Below are 14958 nucleotides of genomic sequence, written 5' to 3' on the forward strand. Positions count from 1 at the left end.
AGCCGATGAGAATGTCGGCTGTCATACTATAGCTTATCCCTCTAAGGATAATTAGTAACCGAAATAACGTACCAATAAAACAGTACCTGAAAGCAGTAGTAAGATGTTTATGATCTTAATCAGTTGTTCGCGGCTGATCCCCAAGCTGATTTTATTGGCAATCGCCAATCCGACTAACATGCCAGGGGCTAACAGCAATACCATCCATAGAATTGACAAGTCCATATAAACTCCGGCCAGCGCAAATAAAATCACTCTGGTCAGGGTACTTAGGCCAATAAGTGTCGTCTGCGTAATCCGTAAATTGTCTTTACTGGCTATCCGTCCAGATAAATAAATAGCATAGATAAACCCGCCGCTACCAAATAATGCACTGAAGATACCGCCAATTAAGCCAAGAGGAATGGCGGCTGTAGGCTTGAACTGCTTTTGTGGTTTGCGTCGGCTGAGAGAATAAATTGCATATAGAATGACAAATATGCCCAACGCCAATAGTAAAATATCGGGGCGGGTTCGCAGAAGTACCGTTGCTCCTATCAAGCTGCCAATAATCATCAATGGCACCAGGCGCTTGAGCTCAGCAATATCTGCATGGCGGCTATGACGCGCTACGTTGGTGATTGCGGCAACCATATCGATAATGGCTAACAATGGGACAATCTTTGCTACGGGGATAAATAGTGCTAAAACCGGGCTGGCAATTAACGCGGAACCAAAACCAGTAATACCAAAAATAATATAGGCAATGACCATGGTGGAGAAGATTGCCACCATTTCAAAAGCGGTAAGTCCAAAGTCCATTAGTTCAATCTGCCAGTAGTGAATCGAAAATAGTGAGCGATACTATAATCTTTTTATTGCGAATGGTTGCTATTCAAATGTACGTAATTATCCGCTGATCACAATTTTAGCCATAAAAAATGGCACAGCGAACTGTGCCATAGATATCTTTTCGACTAAGGTTACAGCGTTATTAGTGGCGGCGGTAGCTCTTCTGAGCGCTATTCACTTTCACCAGATAACGGCGAGATTCACCTGATGGGTGTTTAGTGGTTAGCGTTTGGAATACATCACCTGGTGCCATATTGTTAATAATATTTACTGCCTGGTTCTTGTCGCTGGAGAATACCCGCAACACGCTCCCAGCACCGCCATTATAGGAAGTAATAACTGCATAACGGCGTGAAGTGGTATTTTGAATACCGCCTAAATAGGTATTTTGCAAAATGGATAGATAGGCTGTGCCTGCATCGATATTATTAGCAGGATCAAATAGATAACTGCGGCTAGGTTGACCACTTTTACCTTTCATTTTAAACACATCCCGCCCGGCAGTATGCTGAACAACCTGCATCAGACCTAGCGCATCAGAGCCACTGACTGCATAAGGGTTGAAGCTCGACTCTGTTTGCATAATTGCCAGAATCAGTGATTCTTCTACACCATATTTTTCGGCTGATTGCCGTACCAGTGGCAGGTATTTATGGGCTCGCTTATCCAAGTGGTTAGGGACTAATTGCAAAGTCACCGACCAGATAACATGCAAACCAGACGTGCGTTTTTGCATTTTATTTTGCAGTAAATAATCGGCAAAATGTGCAGCCCTCCATTCCCAACGAATAGGCTCACCATTGTTATCCAGTACCTGTCCATAAAGGAACGGTTCTTTGCTGATTTGGATATCGTTGGCATCAGAATAGAGATCGATAGAGCCTGGGTCATCGCCCATTAATAATGTGGTAATGATGGCTTGACGTAAGTGAGCGGCCGGATCAGTCGTGGCAATAGTTTCAACCGTAATAGTACCGGCATCAAAGTTGATATGGCTGCGGGTTTGATATTGATCCGTATACTTAACATAATCCTTGGGGCCCGCGATTAAGACTTCTTTTAATCCCCAAATATTTTCAATGTTATGGGCAAACTGACCCATTAAAATTTCGAAACCGTTCGTGTCTTTGATAAAGGCTTCGTTATCTGTCTGATTTTTATTGCCTGAGCAAGACACTAACAAAGGTGCAATGACCAACAAAGCTAAAATTTTCTTCATCTTACAAGCCATATCTTGATGAGGAATTTACCCGTCATATATCAAGTTACCAGCGCGTTAGCTGCCTTTTTGTAACTCGATCTATTTAGGGTAATACCCGTCATACGGTACGTTACCAGTGTGTTGGCCCCGAGTGATTACTGACTCGGCGGAGTATAACCTTCAATATGAACATCCTGCCCTTCAAACAGGAAATTGACCATTTCCTGTTCCAGCAATTTACGGTCTTCGACATTCATCATGCTGAGCTTCTTCTCATTAATCAGCATGGTTTGTTTAGTTATCCATTGTGACCAGGCTTCTTTCGAGATTTCGTTATAGATACGTTTACCAATTTCACCTGGATACAGCTGAAAATCTTGTCCTTCAGCTTCCTTTTTTAAAAAGGTGCAAAAAATCGTTCTGCTCATGCTAAATCCTCTTCTAAGACTGACGTCAAATAAAACTGTTTGGATAGACGGCGGTGTTGCCCGTTATGGTTTTGCTAACTTAGTTTTTGCCATTTCTTCTTTTGCTAGCTGAAGTAATAAACGCTCAACTGGGGCGGCCAATCCTACCGACGGTGGTTGTGCTAAGTTATACCAGAGACCTGCCCCATCATCCATGTATCCACGAGCTGATGCAGTATCCAGCCACATTGGAACAATATCCAAATGGAAGTGGCTGAAGGTGTGACGAAAAGCGGTTAACTGCCGCAACTTACTGGCAGCCATACCCCGTTGTTGCAACCAACTATCCAAATCATCTTGCTCGGCAAACTGTGGGAAACAGAATAACCCGCCCCACAGCCCAACGGGTGGGCGTTGTTCGAGCCATACCTGAGAGCCGTTTTGCAGCAACAGAAAATAGGCCGTTTTTTCCGGTATCGTCTGCTTGGGTTTCTTACCTGGATAGCGCGCCCAACTATGGTTGGCATAAGCGAGACAACCTATATTCAATGGACAAAGTTCGCACTTGGGCTTGGAGCGTGTGCAGACAATAGCGCCTAAATCCATCATTGCCTGATTAAATTGGCCTACTCCCTTTGCTGGGGTCACATCCTCACTGATTTGCCACAGTCGCCCTTCGACATCTTTTTTACCCGGCCATCCCTCAACGGCGTAGCAACGAGCCAGAACTCGCTTAACATTACCGTCCAAAATAGGGAAATGCTGCCCCAAAGAGAGCGATAAAATCGCACCAGCCGTGGATCGGCCTATGCCGGGTAATGCGAGAATTTCGTCAAAAGTCGTCGGGAATTCACCTTGATGGCGTTCAACAACCGTTTGGGCAGCTTTATGTAGATTTCTGGCGCGGGCGTAGTAACCCAAACCCGTCCATAAATGTAGAACTTCATCCAACGGAGCAGCGGCTAAAGCACGAATATCAGGGAAACGCAGCATAAAGCGTTGGAAATAAGGAATGACCGTTGCAACCTGTGTTTGTTGCAACATCACTTCTGATAGCCAGACTTGATACGGTGTTTTATCCAATTGCCATGGCAATGTTTTGCGGCCAAAGCGTTGGTACCACTCAAGTACCACGTGCGCGAATTGTTGCGCTTGCATCATAAGCAGGTATCGATATCCGGCAGAGAAATAAATTAGAGCTGGATTGCAGCATAGACTCTTCAGACTGTAAACCCCCTTCGTTCCTGACGCTACAACGGTGTTAGCTGCTTTTAATGCGTATTAATAGGTTATTTACAGCTTAATTTTGTACTTATGGCCGCCAGAGTTGATAAACTGGCGTATCTTTGCATAATGCGCGTTCGTATACGCAACCAACAGACAGAAAGCACCATGATAAATGACGTCATATCTCCGGAATTTGATGAAAACGGTCGCGCGATGCGCCGTATTCGTAGTTTTGTCCGCCGTCAGGGGCGCCTGACCAAAGGCCAACAACTGGCGCTCGATAACTACTGGCCGGTGATGGGCGTAGAATATCAGCCGACCCCTGTTGATTTTACTGCCTTGTTTGGCCGTGAAGCGCCAGTGGTATTGGAAATCGGCTTTGGTATGGGAACTTCGCTGGTCACTATGGCTGCCACCAATCCACAGCAGAATTTTCTCGGAATAGAAGTACATTCTCCGGGCGTTGGCGCATGCCTGGCTTCAGCAAATGAAGCTGGCCTGAATAACTTGCGGGTTATGTGTCATGATGCGGTCGAAGTGCTGGAAAATATGATCCCGGATTCCTCACTGGACATGGTTCAGCTGTTTTTCCCTGACCCTTGGCACAAAGCGCGCCATAATAAACGTCGTATCGTCCAGGCACCTTTTGTCGAATTAGTAAAAAGTAAATTAAAAGTAGGTGGCGTGTTCCATATGGCGACCGACTGGCAGCATTATGCGGAACATATGCTGGAGGTGATGTCAGGTGCGAACGGGTACCGCAATCTTTCAGAGCAGAATGATTATGTGCCTCGTCCGGACTCACGTCCGCTGACAAAATTTGAATTACGCGGCCAGCGCCTGGGACATGGCGTTTGGGATCTGATGTTTGAGAGGAAAGAATAATGGCTAAGAATCGTAGTCGTCGTTTACGCAAAAAAATGCATATCGACGAGTTTCAGGAGTTAGGTTTTTCTGTACAGTGGACTTTCCCAGAAGGCACTGGTGTTGATGTTATTGATGAAACTGTCGATGCTTTTATCGATGAAGTCATTGAGGCAAATGGCCTGGCATTTGATGGCAGCGGCTATTTGCAGTGGGAAGGTCTGATTTGCCTGCAAGAGATTGGTCATTGCACTGATGAACACCGTGCACTAGTGACTAAGTGGCTGGAAGCTCGCAAATTGAAAAATGTAGAAACCAGTGAGCTGTTTGATATCTGGTGGGATTGATCTTCCGTTTTAACGGTAGATAATTGATAAGGGCGCCTAATGCAGGCGCCTTTGTTTTTATCAGAAGCTGTTAGCGGAAACGGTTACCGGAAATTGATTGGGAGCATTGTTGTGGCAGCAGCTTTAGGGGTAACAACAGGTTTAGATAATAGCTTGCTGCTGGATATCTTGCAGCAGGTGCGCCCGCTGATTGGTCAAGGGAAAGTGGCAGATTATATCCCAGCCTTGGCCGAAGTTTCGGCTGACAAATTGGGTATCGCAGTCTGTACACTGGATGGCACGATATATCAGGCCGGAGATGCTAATGAGCGCTTTTCTATTCAATCGATTTCAAAAGTATTAAGTTTGACGCTGGCATTATCCCGTTATGGGGAGCAGGAAATATGGCAGCGAGTGGGTAAAGAGCCATCAGGCCAGCCGTTTAACTCGCTGGTGCAGTTAGAGTTAGAAAAGGGCAAGCCGCGTAACCCGTTTATTAATCCCGGGGCGCTGGTGGTATGCGATATGCTACAAAGCCGCCTGAGTGCGCCAAAGCAAAGGATGTTAGAAGTGGTGCGTCAGTTAGTGAATGACGACAACATTAGCTACGACCCGCGAGTGGCGCGCTCGGAATTTGAACATTCAGATCGCAACGCTGCTATTGCCTATCTAATGAAGTCGTTTGGTAATTTCAACAACGATGTTCTGACGGTACTTCAGACCTATTTCCACTATTGCGCCATGCGCATGAGTTGTGTCGAACTGGCTCGCTGCTTTGTCTATCTGGCAAATCAGGGGCGCAGTATTAGTGGGCATGGCTCGCTTATCACACCAATGCAAGCGCGGCAAATCAATGCTCTGATGATTACCAGTGGTATGTATGATGGTGCTGGTGAGTTTGCCTTCCGCGTGGGTATGCCGGGTAAATCGGGGGTCGGGGGTGGAATTATCGCCATTGTGCCTGATGAGTTATGTATTGCGGTTTGGTCACCGGAATTAGACCATGCGGGGAACTCTCTGGCTGGAACGGCCGCCTTAGAGCTATTGGCACAGCGGATTGGCCGCTCTATTTTTTAGGACAGCTCCCCTTCATGCCTAAAGTAAATTCTGGCAGGGTGGGGATTAGCACGTTATAAATAGCGATAAAGCCATAGAAATACGCGATGGCACAGAGCTTCTTAGGAGTCTTATGTTACTTAAATTGAAAGCATTACGAACGGTCGGTCTCGCAGTATTGATGCTGACTGCCTGGCAGGTACAAGCTGATTATCAGTGCAGTGTAAAGCCGCAGGATGATGTAATTATCAGCCCGCAATCCGTACAGGTGGTGGGTGCCAGCGGTAATTTGCAGATTTCACCCGACGGTGATGTTACACGTAATGGTAAGACATTAACTCTGACCGATGCGCAGCGCCAGCAGGCTTTCCGCTATCAGACGGCCTTGCGCAAAGATTTACCGTGGATAGATCAGGGAGCGCAGCAGCGCCTGGAAAAAGCGCGGGTTTCATTGGATAAAGTGATTGTTCAGCAATTGGGGAGTAACAGCAATGTGCGTAACCGGCTGACAACGCTGAATGAACAGCTTAAACAACAAATGAGTCGTATCATTGAGAAACGCAGCGACGGCTTAACTTTCCATCATAAAGCTATTGATGAGGTTGAAAAAGACGGTCGTCAGTTGGTGCAACAGAGTATGGGGGGTGTGTTGCAAGACAGCCTCAATGAAATGGGTGTTAAGCAGGCGACCAGCGGCAGTGGCGGTAATAATCCATTGCAGGCCATTATGGGTAATCTGGGTGGGCTGCAGCAGGCTATCCAAAACGAATGGAATAATCAGGAACAGGATTTCCAGCAATTTGGGCACGAAGTATGTGGACGTGTGACGGCTCTGGAGCAGCAGCGTAGGGATTTACTCAAAGCATTAAACTAATATCCCCGTCATCTTTCAAGATGCAGGGTTGTTGGCCGCTATCACTTACCCAAGTCATTGAGTTATCTCAACGCCTTGGGTTCATTCTATTGCCGCCTACCTGCAACTCGAAATCTATTGGGTATAACGTGATTTTGGTTTGGCAGGTTCAGACGGAAGATGTCGTCTGAACCCGTTTTTCTCATTTATCTCTATAAAACTGGTAGCGTTACAAGAACAGTTCTAACAGCGAGTTAAGGAATAACTTCCCTTTCTCGGTAATCTGCCAGTATTCCTCTGTTTCGATTAAATATTCTTTCGCTAATGCCTCGTCCAGTTGTGGGCGAATTGTGCTTTCAGCTAATCCGGTAAAATGGGTGAAATCAGCCCGTGGTGCGGCTTCCAGTAAGCGGAAACGGTTCATAAAGAACTCAAAAGGCCGATCTGCTGCTTCTACTTCGTACTGCTTATCGAGATATTTACCCTGCATAAAACCACGCGGGTGTTTGGTTTTTATCGTGCGTAATATTCGCCCATCACGAAAAGTGATTTTACCGTGCGCGCCACAGCCAATGCCCAGATAATCGCCAAATCGCCAGTAGTTTAGGTTATGTTGACATTGATAACCCGGTTTGGCATAGGCCGAGGTTTCATACTGCTGATACCCGGCGGCACTCAATAACTGATGCCCTTGCTGGAAGATATCCCACAGTGCGTCGTCATCCGGCAGGGTCGGTGGGCGCGAACTAAAGCCGGTGTTTGGCTCAATCGTTAGCTGATACCAAGACAGGTGTGGTGGATTTAAAGCAATGGCCTGGCGCAAATCATCCAGTGCTTCTTCCAGTGACTGATCCGGCAAACCGTGCATTAGGTCCAGATTAAAACTGCGCAGCCCAAGTGAGGTTGCCAGTTCTGCAGCACGCTTGGCCTCATCCGGCCCATGTATCCGCCCCAGCCGTGTTAATTTCTCGGCACTGAAGCTTTGCACCCCAATGGAGATACGGTTGATACCGGCGCGCTGATAGCCGCTAAAGCGATCTGCTTCCACGGCACCGGGGTTGGCTTCCATAGTGATCTCAGCATCAATTGCCAGTGGCAATTTGGCTCGAACGCCATCAAGTAACTGTTGCATCGCCTCGGCGCTGAGTAAGCTTGGCGTGCCACCACCAATAAAAATAGTGCTAATCTCGCGACCTTTGACCAGAGGCACGTCGGCATCAAGATCCGCTAGCAAGTGTTCTACATATTCCTGGTGTGGGACATCGCCTTTCAGTGCATGGGAATTAAAGTCACAGTAAGGGCATTTCTGTACACACCAGGGAATGTGAATGTAGAGACTAAGCGGGGGTAATTTAAGCATTGCGCAGGGCATCCAACATCAGTTTCAGTGCCTGACCACGATGGGACACCGCGTGCTTTTCTTCACGAGTCAACTCTGCGGCTGTTTTACCCAGTTCCGAGACATAAAAAATAGGGTCATAACCGAATCCAGCCGTGCCAGAAGGTTGGCGAGCAATCACACCTGGCCATTGCCCATGGAACACCAACGGCGTTGGATCTTCCGCATGGCGCATATAAACCAGTACACAATGGAATTGGGCACCGCGCTGCTCATCAGGAATATCTTTCAACGCGACCAGCAGTTTCTCAAGGTTTTGTTGATCACTGGCATCAGCACCGGCGTAGCGGGCGGAATAAATCCCGGGCGCTCCACCCAAAGCATCAACGGCCAAGCCTGAGTCATCAGCAATAGCCGGTAGACCGGTGGCTTGTGCGGCATGGCGTGCTTTCAATATGGCATTTTCAATAAAGGTTAAGCCGGTCTCTTCGGCAGATTCGACGCCCAGTTCGGTTTGCGCGACAACATTCAAACCAAAATCGGCCAGCAAGGTTGCCAGCTCACGCACTTTGCCGGGGTTACCGGTGGCTAATACTACTTTTTGCATGGAAGAGTCCTGAATTACATTTAGGTCGACAATCTGTCGCCCAATTCTAGCGGGAAGTATTTATCATTCGAGCAGTGTCGCAACTTCGGGTGGGATCTGTTGCGGGTTAACGATTTTGATCTGTTTATGCCGCCCCAATTCGCCCTTTTCGATAATCACTTGGCTTTTTGCTACCCGGAACTGTTTAGCGATAAATTTGATCAAATGAGCATTAGCTTGACCATCAACCGGTGGGGCGGTAATGGCGACTTTAAGTTCATCGCCGTGTAAACCGACAATCTGGTCACGGCTGGCTTTCGGCTGAATATATAGCCTGAGAACCAGCCCGTCCAGCAATGGGGTAACTGCACTCACAGCACGAACCAAAGCTCGCCTAGCAGATCCATACCTAAATAGTTGATCAGATACAGGATCAGAATAACCACCATCGCCGAGAAATCGATGCCGCCCATAGCGGGCAAAATACGACGAATCGGTGCCATTAAAGGTTCAGTTAACTGATACAGCAGGTAGTCCATTGGGCTACGGCCCTGACTGACCCAGCTCATTAGCGCACGAATGATCATCACCCAGAAAATCAGATAACCGGCCGCTTTTACTAATGAAATAATACCAAACAGCAAGTTATATAAGCTGAGTGACATTGAACCGCTCTGAATCAGTACTAGCAGCGGATACTTGATGGTCATCAGCAAGAATGCCAGTAGCAGCGATGCACTGTCGATCGGCCCCAGAGAAGGGATGACTCGGCGCAACGGGCCGACAATCGGTTGGGTTATTTTCACCACAAATTGTGAGAATGGGTTGTAGAAATCGCTGTGAACCCACTGCATCCAGATGCGCAACAGCAGTACCATCACATACAGGTCAATGACCGTTTTGGCCAGAAAAGTCAGCGTTAGCATGAGTTGCCTTAATCCTTAATTCAATATGGTGTGTAGGTAAATAGACCGCCTATTTGCCTACTTTCTCGGCCCCTATCTTAACGGGAAAGTATCAGGACCAGTGTCGTGTTTTGTAAATTTTGCCGCTGTTAGAACAGCTTTTCCATTTCTTTTGCTCGCACAATAGCAGCTTGCATGGCACTGGAAACAATTTGAGGTAAGTGTTGTTCGTTAAATACCCGGATTGCTTCGGCCGTCGTCCCCCCTTTAGACGTTACCTGCTCACGCAATGTTGAAAGTGGTAAGTGCGGGTTGGCTTCCATTAATGCCGTAGCACCAGATGCCGCTTGCTGCACCAGCATACGGGCGGTGTCACTGTCAAAACCTAAACGTTCGGCTTCTTGCTGCATCGCTTCCATAAACAGGAAGAAATAGGCCGGTGCGCTACCTGCGGCGGCGATAACGTTATTAATGCCGTTTTCATCATCTACCCAACAAACTTTACCCACTGAGCTCATCAGTGAAGCCGTGAAATCACGGTCATCTTGCGAGACTTGCTGAGGCGCATAAAGGCCGCTCATTCCTTTCCCCACCAGCGATGGTGTGTTGGGCATGATTCGCACCAGATTGATATTACCGCCCAACAGTGCATAGAAACGCTCTACCTGTACACCTGCGGCAATAGACAGCACCAGCTTACCGGTGAAATCGATATTTTCCTGCAAGGGTTGGCATACCGTAGCCATTAATTGCGGCTTAACGGCTAGAACAATGACTTCTGCTTTTTTCGCTTCGGTAATATTGTCGTCGCTACTCATTACGCCAAATTCGGCGGCAAGTACATCACGGTTTTTAGTTGAAGGTGCACAAACGCTGATCATTTTAGCGGGGTAACCACCTGCCACTAAGCCCGCGATAATTGCGCGTGCCATATTGCCCGCACCAATAAATGTAATATTGCGATGTTTCATTAATTCAGTTCTCCTCATCCCCTGCGTATTTGCAGCCACAGCGGTGTTAGCATCTCTCACTCACCCGAATCACTTACTGGTCTTGATCTTAAGAGATAAGTAAGCTCATCGGGATTAATGAGCCTCTTTGAGGCTCACCCTTCGGGCTAGCATAAATGCTGTTCAAACCGATCTTCGACCGATTTGTCGCTCCTTTGCTGCCTTACCGTGACTCCAACTACTTTGGGGCCCTCTTTATATTTGAAGCCACCGGGAGTTAAGCGCGGGAGCCAAAAATCGCGGTACCAATGCGCACCAACGTACTGCCAGCCGCTATAGCTGCGGCCATATCATCCGTCATCCCCATGGAAAGTGTATCCATCTGAGGGTAGCTAGTTTTTAAAGTCAAGAAGGCCTGATTCATTTGCTCAAATACCGCCAGTTGCTGTTGATAATCAGTTTCAGGTGCCGGAATGGCCATCAGCCCACGTAAATGTAGATGAGGCAGTTCACTGATACTGGCTGCCAAAGCGGGTAGCTCCGCCAATACAATACCGGACTTACTCTGCTCATCACTGATATTGACCTGAATAAGGATATTCAGTGCTGGCATTTCTGGCGGGCGTTGAGCACTTAGGCGTTGTGCAATCTTGAGCCTATCGACGGTATGGCACCAGGCAAAATTCTCTGCGACTAATCTGCTCTTATTGGATTGCAGCGGGCCGATAAAGTGCCATTCAAGCTGCGAGGCATGGGCACTTTCTGAGAAATAGTGAATTTTATCTACCCCTTCCTGCACATAGTTTTCGCCAAAAGCGTATTGTCCAACGGCGATAGCTTCTTCGATAGCGGTCACAGGCTTGGTTTTACTGACTGCAAGCAATGTCACTTCTTCTGGAGAGCGCCCGCAGTTGCGTGCAGCGGCTGCGATTTTCGCTCTGACATCCTGTAGATTCTGCTCAATTGTGCTCATATGGACCCAGGAGTTTGATATGGATTTCACTTGTCTGGATGATAAAAACACAGACTCGGATAACCCTGAATTTAATGGTGTTTCCACCAAATACATTGCGTTAGAAAAGCCTGAACATGCCGATAGTGGCTTCAACGAACAGGATTTCGCTAATAAGGTGGCGGATAGTGTAAATCATAATGCATCGGATCTGCACCTTTGTACTGGTTATCATCCGGTATTGCGCATTGATGGTGAACTGAAAACCTTTACTCACTGGCCGCGCGTCAATGCCAGTTGGCTTAACGGCTTAAGCCAATATTTCTTGAGTGATGTGCAACAACGGCAGTTACAGCAAAGTGGGCAGGTGGATTGTGCTTGTACCACGAGTGCCGGGCAGCGGCTGCGGGCGAATATTTTTCAGCAACAGCAGGGGAAATCGATAGCTTTCCGTATGATTTCTGCAATTAGCCCCTCGCTAGATGAGTTAGATACTCCAAGCATTATTAATCAGCTCATCGAACAAGATAATGGTTTGATTCTGGTGACTGGAGCGACAGGTAGTGGGAAATCCACCACATTGAGCGCGATGATCAGTGCGATGAATCAGAAGCAGGCGCGCCATATCATCACACTAGAGGATCCGATCGAGTTTATTCATATTAGTAAATCCTGTTTGATCCAGCAGCGGGAGTTGGGCCGTCACACTCATTCTTTCAGTAGCGCGCTCACTGGAGCATTGCGCCAAGATCCCGATATCATTTTATTGGGGGAGTTGCGGGATCAAGAGACGATTCGTTTAGCACTGACTGCTGCTGAAACCGGACATTTGGTACTGGCGACATTACACACTCGCACTGCGACTCAAGCTATCGATCGGCTGGTGGATGTTTTTCCTGTGGCAGAAAAGGCGGTCATTCAGGCGCAATTAGCGGCCAGCTTGCGCGCAGTTATTGCACAGAAATTGTGTCATAAAGTGGGAGGTGGACGTATCGCCATATTTGAGATATTGACACAGACCACGGCGGCCAGTCATTTGATTCGTGAAGGTAAAACCTACCAACTCCCCTCGGTGATACAGAGCGGAAGACAATGGGGGATGCAAACTTTTGAGCAGGGCATGACGCAGCGACAAAAACAGGGCGTATTGGCTGAACGTCATGTGAGTCCATGAAGCATGTTAATCGTCAATGTGGAGATAGAGCCGCTAACACCGCTGCGGCTCTCATTAAAAAGATGTTACCCAAAGTAATTGATGTTGCAGCAAGGCAGCAAACGAATGCATCCCGATGAGCTTACATTGGTAAGTGATTCGGGTGAGTGAGAGCCGCTAACACCGCTGCGGCTCCAAGTACGAAGGGCAACTGTAACTAGGCGGCTGGGATCTGCTGGGTAATACAATGAATATTACCGCCTCCTAAGAGAATCTCGCGAGCAGGGACGCCAACAATTGCATAGTCAGGGAATATCTGCTGCAACAGATCATGCGCCAGCCCATCAGTGCGGCTATCCAACAGCGGATAAATAATCTGTTGATTGCTGATCAGGAAGTTGACGTAAGACCCGGCTAACCGCTCACCGGCGGTGCGTGGCACGGCATCGCTAGACAGCACATCGAAAGTCTCGGCTTCGGTGTTATACAGTGGACCTGGTGCGGGCAGCTTCCAGATTTTTAGCTTACGGCCTTTGGCGTCGACGGCATTCGATAATACTTCAAAGGCGGCAACAGAACGCGCGTATTGCGGATCCTGCTGATCGTCAGTCCAATGCAGAGCGACTTCACCAGGGCGGACAAAACAGCACATATTGTCGATGTGGCCATCGGTCTCATCGTTATAAACGCCGTCTTGTAACCAGATGAAATGTGTGACGCCAAGATATTCACGCAGCAGATGTTCAATTTGTGCCTGATTAAGGTGCGGGTTACGGTTAGGGTTCAACAAACACTCTGCGGTAGTCAGTAAAGTGCCTTCACCATCGGTATGAATAGAGCCACCTTCCAGTACTAATGGTGCGCTGTAATGGGCATTATTCAAGAAGTCACTCACTTGAACGGCAATTTTTTCATCTTGCTGCCAATTGGCATACAAACCGCCGTTAAGACCGCCCCAGGCATTGAACTGCCAGTCAACCGCGCGGCGTTCGCCAGCACCATTGATGACCATAGTCGGGCCAGTATCACGCATCCAGGCATCGTCGCTTGCCATTTCTACCCGTGTGACACTGGCTGATAGGGTTGCTTTGGCCTGCGCCATAAACTCGGCGGGAACCCCCATAAATACTGGAGTTGTGCGGCTGATGGCTTCCGCTACTTTTGCAAAGGTCTGCTGAGCGGGAATACCCTTACCGCGCCAGTTATCTTGGCGATATGGCCATAACATCCAGACGGCATCTTGCTTGGCCCATTCGGCTGGCATAAAGAAACCATCATGCTGCGGAGTACCCGGCAGGGCTTGTGACGCAGCGCTTTGTAACTCGGGGCTTTTAACAGACATACATTATCTCCGGGTTTTGCCGTCAGAAGTGGCAAGTACCTGATACATTTCTGGACGGCGATCGCGGAATAAGCCCCATGACGCGCGCTGAGCAGCGATTTCCTGCAAATCGAACTGGTGAACCAACACAGCTTCATCGGTTTTGTTGGCCTGAGCCAGCAGCGCGCCGGTTTGGTCTGCAATAAATGAAGAGCCGTAGAAGGTCATTTCCAACCCATCGATATATTTACTTTTCTCAGTACCAATGCGGTTAGAAGCAATCACGGGTACCAGGTTCGCAGCTGCATGGCCTTGCTGAACACGAGTCCAGTGCGGCTGGCTGTCGATATCAGGATAAGCAGGCTCAGACCCAATAGCAGTTGGATAGAAAATGATTTCTGCACCCAGCAATGCCAGGCTACGGGCAGTTTCTGGGAACCACTGATCCCAACAGATACCGACGCCAACTTTGGCATAGCGGGTCTGCCAGACTTTAAAGCCGGTATCACCAGGGATAAAGAATTGTTTTTCCTGATAAGCCGGGCCATTAGGAATGTGGGTTTTACGGTATACATCTAACACAGAGCCATCAGCATCAATCATGACCAGTGAGTTGTAATACGCATTGTTGGCTTTCTCAAAGAAACTCAATGGCAATACCACTTCCAGCTCGGCTGCTAGCTTGGAAAAATGTTGGATAAGTGGGCTATTATCCAGCTCTTGGGCCAGTGCATAGTGCTCGGGGCTTTGATCAATGCAGAAATAAGGTGCGGCAAACAGCTCTTGAATCAGGATGATTTGTGCACCCTTGGCATGAGCCTGACGTACCAGTTTCTCGGCATTTTCAATGTTCTTAGGCAGGTCCCAAGAACAGGCCATTTGAGTCGCAGCAACAGTTACTTTTGTCATGAGAAAACCTCAATAAATGTAAAAAACACCCGCGAAGGGTGTGCAATATTTTGAGCCGCTGATTGGCATCCATCTAGT

Annotated in this window: 17 protein-coding genes; 5 read left to right on the forward strand and 12 right to left on the reverse strand. The window is 48.0% G+C overall.

Going from position 1 to position 14958, the window contains the following annotated elements:
* Positions 1-51 precede the first annotated feature (51 nt).
* The 4 genes from ACF3VQ_RS03745 to mutY all read right to left on the reverse strand — a co-directional run bounded on the left by ACF3VQ_RS03745 (position 52) and on the right by mutY (position 3600).
* On the reverse strand, positions 52-801 hold the full coding sequence (locus ACF3VQ_RS03745) for a sulfite exporter TauE/SafE family protein (protein ID WP_392433457.1): 750 nt from the start codon (positions 799-801) through the stop codon (positions 52-54).
* A 172-nt stretch (positions 802-973) separates the two neighbouring features.
* A complete protein-coding gene (gene mltC, locus ACF3VQ_RS03750; protein ID WP_392433458.1) occupies positions 974-2050 on the reverse strand; it encodes a membrane-bound lytic murein transglycosylase MltC in 1077 nt (358 codons plus the stop codon).
* A 137-nt stretch (positions 2051-2187) separates the two neighbouring features.
* Positions 2188-2460: an oxidative damage protection protein gene (locus ACF3VQ_RS03755; protein ID WP_004703528.1), complete on the reverse strand. Its 273-nt coding sequence runs from the start codon at positions 2458-2460 to the stop codon at positions 2188-2190.
* Positions 2461-2523: 63 nt separating this feature from the next.
* Positions 2524-3600, reverse strand: coding sequence for an A/G-specific adenine glycosylase (gene mutY, locus ACF3VQ_RS03760; RefSeq protein WP_392433459.1), 1077 nt, complete (start codon positions 3598-3600; stop codon positions 2524-2526).
* A gap of 231 nt (positions 3601-3831) precedes the next feature.
* Here mutY and trmB point away from each other — a divergent pair, with 231 nt between their 5' ends.
* The 4 genes from trmB to ACF3VQ_RS03780 all read left to right on the forward strand — a co-directional run bounded on the left by trmB (position 3832) and on the right by ACF3VQ_RS03780 (position 6786).
* Entirely contained in the window at positions 3832-4551 is a 720-nt protein-coding gene (gene trmB / locus ACF3VQ_RS03765) for a tRNA (guanosine(46)-N7)-methyltransferase TrmB (protein ID WP_392435436.1), read from the forward strand.
* Positions 4551-4877: a YggL family protein gene (locus ACF3VQ_RS03770; protein WP_005173625.1), complete on the forward strand. Its 327-nt coding sequence runs from the start codon at positions 4551-4553 to the stop codon at positions 4875-4877. The genes trmB and ACF3VQ_RS03770 overlap by 1 nt, the downstream gene beginning before the upstream one ends.
* A 39-nt stretch (positions 4878-4916) precedes the next feature.
* Complete coding sequence (gene glsB, locus ACF3VQ_RS03775) at positions 4917-5933, forward strand: glutaminase B (RefSeq protein WP_392433460.1); 1017 nt, start codon at positions 4917-4919, stop codon at positions 5931-5933.
* A 112-nt stretch (positions 5934-6045) separates the two neighbouring features.
* Positions 6046-6786: a DUF2884 domain-containing protein gene (locus ACF3VQ_RS03780; protein WP_392433461.1), complete on the forward strand. Its 741-nt coding sequence runs from the start codon at positions 6046-6048 to the stop codon at positions 6784-6786.
* A 208-nt stretch (positions 6787-6994) separates the two neighbouring features.
* Here the strand turns inward: ACF3VQ_RS03780 and hemW are convergent, their stop codons facing one another.
* The 6 genes from hemW to ACF3VQ_RS03810 all read right to left on the reverse strand — a co-directional run bounded on the left by hemW (position 6995) and on the right by ACF3VQ_RS03810 (position 11518).
* Positions 6995-8125 carry a radical SAM family heme chaperone HemW gene (hemW, locus tag ACF3VQ_RS03785; RefSeq protein WP_392433462.1) on the reverse strand — a complete coding sequence of 377 codons (1131 nt, stop codon included), beginning with the start codon at positions 8123-8125 and terminating at the stop codon, positions 6995-6997.
* Complete coding sequence (locus tag ACF3VQ_RS03790; RefSeq protein ID WP_392433463.1) at positions 8118-8711, reverse strand: XTP/dITP diphosphatase; 594 nt, start codon at positions 8709-8711, stop codon at positions 8118-8120. Before ACF3VQ_RS03790 ends, hemW begins: the two co-directional genes overlap by 8 nt.
* A gap of 63 nt (positions 8712-8774) precedes the next feature.
* On the reverse strand, positions 8775-9065 hold the full coding sequence (gene yggU, locus ACF3VQ_RS03795; protein ID WP_392433464.1) for a DUF167 family protein YggU: 291 nt from the start codon (positions 9063-9065) through the stop codon (positions 8775-8777).
* Positions 9062-9616 carry a YggT family protein gene (locus tag ACF3VQ_RS03800; RefSeq protein ID WP_005157142.1) on the reverse strand — a complete coding sequence of 185 codons (555 nt, stop codon included), beginning with the start codon at positions 9614-9616 and terminating at the stop codon, positions 9062-9064. Before ACF3VQ_RS03800 ends, yggU begins: the two co-directional genes overlap by 4 nt.
* A 128-nt stretch (positions 9617-9744) precedes the next feature.
* Positions 9745-10566, reverse strand: a complete 822-nt coding sequence (proC, locus tag ACF3VQ_RS03805; RefSeq protein ID WP_392433465.1) for a pyrroline-5-carboxylate reductase — start codon at positions 10564-10566, stop codon at positions 9745-9747.
* 256 nt (positions 10567-10822) lie between these two features.
* Positions 10823-11518, reverse strand: a complete 696-nt coding sequence (locus ACF3VQ_RS03810) for a YggS family pyridoxal phosphate-dependent enzyme (RefSeq protein ID WP_392433466.1) — start codon at positions 11516-11518, stop codon at positions 10823-10825.
* A 19-nt stretch (positions 11519-11537) separates the two neighbouring features.
* Here ACF3VQ_RS03810 and ACF3VQ_RS03815 point away from each other — a divergent pair, with 19 nt between their 5' ends.
* The gene (locus ACF3VQ_RS03815; protein WP_392433467.1) at positions 11538-12671 is read left to right on the forward strand and encodes a type IV pilus twitching motility protein PilT; all 1134 of its coding nucleotides are present in this window, start codon (positions 11538-11540) and stop codon (positions 12669-12671) included.
* Positions 12672-12867: 196 nt separating this feature from the next.
* On the opposite strand, the gene aguA is transcribed toward ACF3VQ_RS03815, so the two are convergent.
* Both aguA and aguB read right to left on the reverse strand, forming a co-directional pair.
* Positions 12868-13992: an agmatine deiminase gene (gene aguA / locus ACF3VQ_RS03820; RefSeq protein ID WP_392433468.1), complete on the reverse strand. Its 1125-nt coding sequence runs from the start codon at positions 13990-13992 to the stop codon at positions 12868-12870.
* A 3-nt stretch (positions 13993-13995) separates the two neighbouring features.
* Positions 13996-14880 carry an N-carbamoylputrescine amidase gene (gene aguB, locus ACF3VQ_RS03825; protein WP_005157118.1) on the reverse strand — a complete coding sequence of 295 codons (885 nt, stop codon included), beginning with the start codon at positions 14878-14880 and terminating at the stop codon, positions 13996-13998.
* Between the last annotated feature and the right edge of the window lie 78 nt (positions 14881-14958).

This window comes from Yersinia fenwicki (assembly GCF_043099325.1).
GTDB lineage: Bacteria > Pseudomonadota > Gammaproteobacteria > Enterobacterales > Enterobacteriaceae > Yersinia.

What these genes read in the sequence shown, in the direction of transcription:
- mltC (WP_392433458.1), bottom strand. Translation starts at nt 2,050, where the DNA reads ATGAAGAAAATTTTAGCTTTGTTGGTCATTGCACCTTTGTTAGTGTCT.
- aguB (WP_005157118.1), bottom strand. Translation starts at nt 14,880, where the DNA reads ATGACAAAAGTAACTGTTGCTGCGACTCAAATGGCCTGTTCTTGGGAC.
- trmB (WP_392435436.1), top strand. Translation starts at nt 3,832, where the DNA reads ATGATAAATGACGTCATATCTCCGGAATTTGATGAAAACGGTCGCGCG.
- mutY (WP_392433459.1), bottom strand. Translation starts at nt 3,600, where the DNA reads ATGATGCAAGCGCAACAATTCGCGCACGTGGTACTTGAGTGGTACCAA.
- ACF3VQ_RS03800 (WP_005157142.1), bottom strand. Translation starts at nt 9,616, where the DNA reads ATGCTAACGCTGACTTTTCTGGCCAAAACGGTCATTGACCTGTATGTG.
- ACF3VQ_RS03745 (WP_392433457.1), bottom strand. Translation starts at nt 801, where the DNA reads ATGGACTTTGGACTTACCGCTTTTGAAATGGTGGCAATCTTCTCCACC.
- ACF3VQ_RS03810 (WP_392433466.1), bottom strand. Translation starts at nt 11,518, where the DNA reads ATGAGCACAATTGAGCAGAATCTACAGGATGTCAGAGCGAAAATCGCA.
- proC (WP_392433465.1), bottom strand. Translation starts at nt 10,566, where the DNA reads ATGAAACATCGCAATATTACATTTATTGGTGCGGGCAATATGGCACGC.
- glsB (WP_392433460.1), top strand. Translation starts at nt 4,917, where the DNA reads ATGCAGGCGCCTTTGTTTTTATCAGAAGCTGTTAGCGGAAACGGTTAC.
- ACF3VQ_RS03780 (WP_392433461.1), top strand. Translation starts at nt 6,046, where the DNA reads ATGTTACTTAAATTGAAAGCATTACGAACGGTCGGTCTCGCAGTATTG.
- ACF3VQ_RS03755 (WP_004703528.1), bottom strand. Translation starts at nt 2,460, where the DNA reads ATGAGCAGAACGATTTTTTGCACCTTTTTAAAAAAGGAAGCTGAAGGA.
- aguA (WP_392433468.1), bottom strand. Translation starts at nt 13,992, where the DNA reads ATGTCTGTTAAAAGCCCCGAGTTACAAAGCGCTGCGTCACAAGCCCTG.
- ACF3VQ_RS03815 (WP_392433467.1), top strand. Translation starts at nt 11,538, where the DNA reads ATGGATTTCACTTGTCTGGATGATAAAAACACAGACTCGGATAACCCT.
- hemW (WP_392433462.1), bottom strand. Translation starts at nt 8,125, where the DNA reads ATGCTTAAATTACCCCCGCTTAGTCTCTACATTCACATTCCCTGGTGT.
- ACF3VQ_RS03770 (WP_005173625.1), top strand. Translation starts at nt 4,551, where the DNA reads ATGGCTAAGAATCGTAGTCGTCGTTTACGCAAAAAAATGCATATCGAC.
- ACF3VQ_RS03790 (WP_392433463.1), bottom strand. Translation starts at nt 8,711, where the DNA reads ATGCAAAAAGTAGTATTAGCCACCGGTAACCCCGGCAAAGTGCGTGAG.